We start from the raw sequence: 6,239 nt of genomic DNA, 5'->3' as shown, positions 1-6,239 counted from the left end.
CACCATCACCCCGACCCCGATCGCCCTGACCCCCATCACCCCGGCATCCGAGCGTCGCCTGTCGAACCGCACGAGCCTGCGCCAGACGGTCGAGAACACCCTGACCATGGCCTACCGCGGGCTCGTGAAGATCCGCCGCACGCCCGAGCAGCTCGTCGACGTGACGGTGCAGCCGATCATCTTCACGCTGATGTTCGCCTACATCTTCGGCGGGGCGATCGCCGGAAACGTCGAGAGCTACCTGCCGGCGCTGATTCCCGGCATCCTGGTCCAGACCGTCATCACGACCTCCGTCGTCACCGGCACGCAGCTGCGCGAGGACATGGACAAGGGCGTCTTCGACCGGTTCCGGTCGTTGCCGATCGCCCGCATCGCCCCGCTGTCGGGCGCCCTGCTGGCCGACACCCTCCGCTACGCGATCGCCACGACCATCACGTTCGTGGTCGGCTTCCTCATGGGCTACCGTCCGGCCGGAGGCCTCGGGGCCGTCGTCGCGGCGGGACTGCTGGTGATCGCCTGCTCGTGGGCGATCAGCTGGATCTTCGCCTTCTTCGGGGTCGTCGCCCGCACCGCCTCCAGCGTGCAGGGCATCTCGATGCTGATCCTGTTCCCGCTGACGTTCCTGTCGAACGCCTACGTGCCGATCGACTCGCTGCCCGCGCCGCTGGCCTGGTTCGCGAGTATCAACCCGATCTCGCACCTGGTCACGGCGGTGCGCGACCTGGCCAACGCGGGCACCATCGGGACGGACTTCTGGACCTCGCTGGTGGGGGCTGCGGTCATCGTCGCGGTGTTCGCGCCGCTCACGGTGCGCGCCTACATGCGCAAGGCCTGACCGACCGCGGGGTCAGTCGAGGAAGGCGGCGAGGGCATCCACGTCCTCGCCGCCGTCCTCTGCGTCGCGCAGCGGCAGTGCCGGATCGGGATCGCCCAGCACGGCGCGCAGCCGCGCGAAGGCGGGGTCGGTGACGTCGGCGCCGCCGCGCAGACGCACGGATGCCGCGAACGCCCGCCGCGCGGCATCCGTGCGGCCGACCGCGGCGAGCCACGCCGCCGTCGCGAGCACCACGTCGGCGGCGATCGGCTGATCGTCGGCGGCGAAGGCGACCGGCAGGGTCTCGCGCAAGGCGTCGCGCGCCTCGTCCGTCCGTCCGAGCAGCAGCAGCCCCTGGGCGCGGCGGGCACCCGCCCAGGCCTGCAGCTGCGGCTGCGGGTCGCCGATCGCGGCGGCGGGGATGGCCTCCAGATGGCGAAGGGTCGCCTCCGCATCCTCGGCGGCGATCGCGAGCGAGGCGGCCGTCGAGTGATACTGGAACAGCGCACGACTGGATCCGTCGAGCTCGGCGAGGCGTCGCACCTCCTCCAGGCGCTGCTGGGCCTCGTCGAAGCGTCCGAGCCGCGCCAGGATGCCGAGGGTGAGCGAGCTCTGCTGGATGACGTCCCAGATCGAGGTGAGGCCCGCCAACCCCTCCGCCGCCGCGTCCGACACCGCGAGCGCCTCGTCGAGGCGGCCCTGCAGCACGAGCCACTCGGAGCGCAGCTGGCTCGCCAGCGCGAGGCCCCACGGATCCTGCAGGTCGTCGAACATCCGCAGGGCCCGGGCGCTCGCCGTCTCGAGGGTCGCGATGTCGCCGCTGTTCTGCGCGGATGCCGCGTCGAGCACGGCCAGGAAGGCGTGCGTCCAGGGCGGCGCATCGGCGGCGGCCTCGTCGTGGGCCGAGAAGTTCCACGACCGGATGCGGCGGCCGCCGCTCTCGATGAGCGAGCGCGACGCCGCCCGCAGGAGGGCGGCGACGGCGAGGGACAGCTCGGAGGGGTACCGGGCGGCGCCCGTCGAGATCTCGGCGGCGCGGCGGGCGAAGCGGTCCACCTCGGCGGGAGGGAGCGGATCGGCGGAGGCCGCCACCGTGAAGGAGGGGATCATGAGCAGCAGCGCGTCGAGCACGACGGCCGCTTCGCTCGCGGGGACGCCGTCGGTGTGCGCGACCCGCTCGATCGCGCCGCGCAGCTCGCCGAATCGCTCACGCATGAAGAACGGCCACACGGTCGCGCGCACGAGCGACCGGCCGAGGTCGCCGAGGTCGGGGTCGGTCTGGGTGAGCCGGATCGCGGCGGACAGCGACTCGTCGTTCTCGTCGAACCAGGCGAGCCCGTCGCGCACCCCGGGACCGCGCAGCTGCTGCTCGTGCTGGGCGCCGAGCGCCGCGAGCACGCGCGCGGCGGCGATCTGCGCCTCGCGCTCGCGGCCGTCCGCGCGCAGACGCTCGCGGCCGTACTCGCGAACGGTCTCCAGCAGGCGGAACCGCCCGTGCGTGCGCGTCAGCAGGGAGCGGTCCACGAGTGCGTCGAACGCCTCCGGTCGCGTTCCGAACGCGGCGGCGACGGCGGCGGCATCCCGCACGCCGACACCGTCCGCGAAGACGGATGCCGCCGTCAGCGCCGTCCGCTCGTCCGTGGGCAGCGGCTCCCAGCTCCAATCGATCAGGGCGCGCAGGGTCTGGTGCCGCGGATCGGCGACGCGAGGCCCCGAGCCCAGGAGAGCGAACCGGTCGTCGAGGCCGGAGTCGATCTCCGCGAGGGTGAGCGTGCGGGCCTTCGCCGCCGCCAGCTCGAGCGCGAGCGGGAGCCCGTCGAGCCGATGGACGATGCGCGCGGTGGTCTCCGCCTCGGCGGCGTCGGGCGGCGTGCCGCGCGCGGCACGCACGCGCCGCTCGAAGAGCTCGACGGCGTCGGCGTCGGGCAGCGGTCCCAGCGCGACGAACGCCTCGCCGGGCACGCCCAGGGGCTCGCGGCTCGTCGCGAGGATCCGCGCCGCAGGCAGGGCGGCCAGCAGATCCCGCGCGACGGCCGCCGCGGCCGCGCTGACGTGCTCGCAGTTGTCGAGCACCACGAGCACGTCGCGGCCGCGCAGGGCCTCGACGACGCGGTCGCGGTCGCTCTCCTCGCGACGCGGCGGGGTCTCGCCGAGCCGGATGCCGCGGCCGGCGGACGCCGCGATGGCCGCCCAGATCTCGGCCGCCGCGGCCGGGGCGAGCTCGACGAAGAGCGTGTCGGGCGTTCGGCGCGCCGTCTCCAGGGCGAGCGTGGTCTTGCCGGCGCCGCCGGGACCGATGACGGTGACGAGCCGCTCCGCGCGCAGCTGCGCCGCGATGGTCGTCAGCTCGTCGCCGCGGCCGATGAGCGGCGTCAGCGCCGCCGGCACGGCGGGCGCACGGGAGGCGGCGGGGGCGTCGGCGTCCGGTGCGGCGGCGGCCGCGGCGGCGTCCGCGGCGACGAGGCGCTCCGCGTGGGCGCGGTCTTCGAGGAGGTCGCGCAGGGCCCAGTCGAACCCGTCCGGCACCCACGGATCGCCCACCCAGAGGGCGATCGCTCGGCGTGCGAGCGCGGCCGCCGCGGCGGGGTCGCCCGCGGCCCGGGCCTCCGACACGAGATCCTGGAAGCGTGTGAGATCGATCTCGTCGCGGCCGATCGTGAGGCGGTAGCCGCCCGACACCGACGCGATCGTCGCGGCCCCGAGGGCGCGGCGCAGCCTCGAGACGAGGGACTGCAGCGCGGCGCGCGGGTCGTCGGGCGCATCCAACGACCAGAGGTCGTCGGCCAGCGCCCGTACCGACACGACGGCGCCCGCGTCGACGGCGAGACGGAAGAGAAGTCCCTCCTGCCCGCGTCCGCGCGCCGGCAGGGGGCCGGCATCCCACGCCGGACCGCCGAAGTAGGTGAGCCGCACGGCTCCACTCTAGGTCCGCGCTCCCGCGTTCCTGCGTGCGGCATTCGAAGATTTGTTCTATACTGGGATGAAGAAGCCCCGCGCGTGCCCCCTTCGTGATGCGGGTCGTGTTTTCCGGCGTGTGCCGGTGGGGGAGTCATGCGCGCTGTGGTGGAGGCGCCGGGATCGCCGGGATCGCCGGGATCGGTGTGGCCGGCGTTGGACGTGCTGGTGTCCGGCGTCGTCGATGCGCGCCGTCGTGCGGCGCGGGCGCAGGCGGCGGAGGCGCGGCTGTGCGCGGCGGCGGTCGATGTGGTCGCGGATCGGGTGGCGCTGCTGCGTCAGGAGGCGCTGCAGCAGGGACGGTCGGTGGGGTCGGGTGAGGCTGATCTGCCGTTGCGGGAAGTCGCGCTGGAGCTGGCGATGGCGCTGCGGGTGTCGGATCGGGGCGTGCAGCGACGGATGTCGGAGGCGTACCTGCTGCGAGAGCAGTTCCCGACCACGCTGGAGATCTGGGGGCAGGGGCGGATCGATGCCGGTCACGCGTGGGCGATCGGTCGCACGGGCGGGCTGCTGCGCACCGAGGCCGACCGTGCCCGATTCGAGGCCCTCGCTCTGGATGTCGCGCAGTCGGAGTCCCCGGCCCGGATGGCGGCGGCTGTGAAGGCGATCGCGGCGACGATCGATCCCGCCGCGTTCACCGAGGCCACCCGCCGCGCGTACGACTCCCGGTCGGTGCGTCTGTGCCCCCTCGACGACGGGATGGCGCGGTTGATCGCGGATCTTCCCGCCCCGCTCGCCCAGGCGATCCACGACAGCCTCACGAACCGTGCCCGCGGCATCCTCGACCAGCCGGCTGACGGTGATCCCGACGGCGACGGTGGTCACGACGATGCTGATGGCGGCGATGTAGGCGGCGGCGATGCGGGTGGTGAGTGTCTGCGGACCGGTCCCACCGGCGGGACGGACGCTCGCACGCTCGATCAGGTCCGCGCGGACGTGTTCAGTGACCTGCTCCTCACGAGCACCCCGTCCACGACCGCGACCGGCGCCGGCCTCGACGCCATCACCGCACGGATCCAGGTCGCCGTGCCCGCGCTGACCCTCGCCGGCGACCCGAACAGCGGCCCGGCCCTGCTCACCGGGTACGGGCCCATCGACCCGACGATGGCCCGCCGGTTGGCGGGGCTCGCACCCGGATGGGATCGCGTGTTCACCGACCCCGCCACCGGCATCCCCATCGCCGTCGACCGGTATCGACCGTCCGCGGAGCTGCGTCGCTACCTGGCTGCGAGGGATGAACGCTGCCGCACGCCCGGCTGCACCCGCCCCGCCCACCGGTGCGACCGCGACCACACGACCGCAGCCGCAGACGGCGGCCACACCTGTCATGACAACCTCACCCACCGGACGCCACTACGAAGACCACCCACCCAGCCGCGTCCGATTCGTGCCGCACACCGACGACCCACCACCGTTCTGAGCACCACGCACGGGTCACGTCGTGCGCGGGCGCCCCGGCGCAGACGGGATGGGAGGATGGGGACGTGTCCGAGCGCACCGAACCCACCCTCGCCGACCGTGCCCGCGCCACCCGCGTGGTCGTCGTCGGTGGGGGGATCGCCGGCCTGACGGCCGCGTGGGAGTGCGCGCGCATCGGGATGCCGGTCGTCCTCCTCGAAGCCGGCACCCGCGTGGGTGGAGCCATCGAGACCGCGACGCTCGACGGGATCGACATCGACCTGGCCGCCGAGGTGTTCTCGCTCTCCGCCCCCGCCCTCGCCGACCTGATCGACCAGCTCGAGCTGCGCGCCGACGTCGAGCCCGCGGCCGACGAGAGCGTCGCCGTCGCCGTCCCGGCCGGTGACGGTCTGCACGTCGTGCCGCTGCCCGCGAACCGCGCCGGCATCCCCGCCAACGTGTGGGCGCCGGCCGTGCGCCGCCTCGTGGGAAGCGCGGGCGTCTGGCGGGCCTACCTGGACCGCCTGCGGCCTCCGCTGACGATCGGCCGCGAGCGTCGCCTGGGCGCCCTCGTGCGCACGCGGATGGGAGTGCGCATCCGCGACCGGCTCGTGGCCCCGCTCACGATCGGCACCTGGGGAGTCGACCCCGACGAGATCGACGTCGACCTCGCGGTGCCCGGCCTCAGCGCAGCGCTGACGCGGGCGGGTTCGCTCGGCGGCGCCGTCGACCAACTTCTCCCGGCACGGTCGGAGGACGGCACCGAGCCGCCCCGGGCCCGCAGGGCCACCCTGCGCGGCGGCATGGCCCGCCTCGTCCAGGCGCTCGCCGAGCGTCTGCTCACCCTCGACGCCGACATCCGCGTCGGGCACGCGGTCACCGCGCTCTCCCGCACCGAGACGGGCTGGCTCGTCCACATCGACGGCACCGGTGACGCCGTCGATCGGGGCGACGACGGCGTCCCTCAGCCGCTGCCCGCCGACATCGTCGTCCTCGCGGCCGGTGCGCCCGCCGCGTCGACCCTGCTCGCCCCGCTCGGCGTCACGCTCGACGCCCCCGCCCGCCCCGCCCG

The 6,239-nt window shown here is 74.5% G+C and carries 4 protein-coding genes; 3 read left to right on the top strand and 1 reads right to left on the bottom strand.

Going from position 1 to position 6,239, the window contains the following annotated elements; all coding sequences use genetic code 11:
* The first annotated feature begins 4 nt into the window (after nt 1-4).
* Nucleotides 5-835, top strand: a complete 831-nt coding sequence (locus AC1Q49_RS15890) for an ABC transporter permease (RefSeq protein WP_492493359.1) — start codon at nt 5-7, stop codon at nt 833-835.
* Nucleotides 836-847: 12 nt separating this feature from the next.
* On the opposite strand, the gene AC1Q49_RS15885 is transcribed toward AC1Q49_RS15890, so the two are convergent.
* On the bottom strand, nt 848-3,727 hold the full coding sequence (locus AC1Q49_RS15885) for an ATP-binding protein (RefSeq protein ID WP_492493357.1): 2,880 nt from the start codon (nt 3,725-3,727) through the stop codon (nt 848-850).
* Nucleotides 3,728-3,865: 138 nt separating this feature from the next.
* On the opposite strand from AC1Q49_RS15885, the gene AC1Q49_RS15880 reads away from it, so the two are divergent.
* Both AC1Q49_RS15880 and AC1Q49_RS15875 read left to right on the top strand, forming a co-directional pair.
* Complete coding sequence (locus tag AC1Q49_RS15880; RefSeq protein WP_492493355.1) at nt 3,866-5,338, top strand: HNH endonuclease signature motif containing protein; 1,473 nt, start codon at nt 3,866-3,868, stop codon at nt 5,336-5,338.
* Nucleotides 5,254-6,239 (top strand): protoporphyrinogen/coproporphyrinogen oxidase (locus AC1Q49_RS15875; RefSeq protein WP_492493353.1); only part of this gene is annotated, 986 nt, incomplete at its 3' end. The genes AC1Q49_RS15880 and AC1Q49_RS15875, both read left to right, overlap by 85 nt.

This window comes from Microbacterium sp. MPR-TSA4 (assembly GCF_058792815.1).
This window is presented reverse-complemented; position numbering and strand designations above follow the sequence as displayed.

Excerpts from the sequence above, each read along its gene's own strand:
- AC1Q49_RS15880 (WP_492493355.1), top strand. The coding sequence starts at position 3,866 with ATGCGCGCTGTGGTGGAGGCGCCGGGATCGCCGGGATCGCCGGGATCG.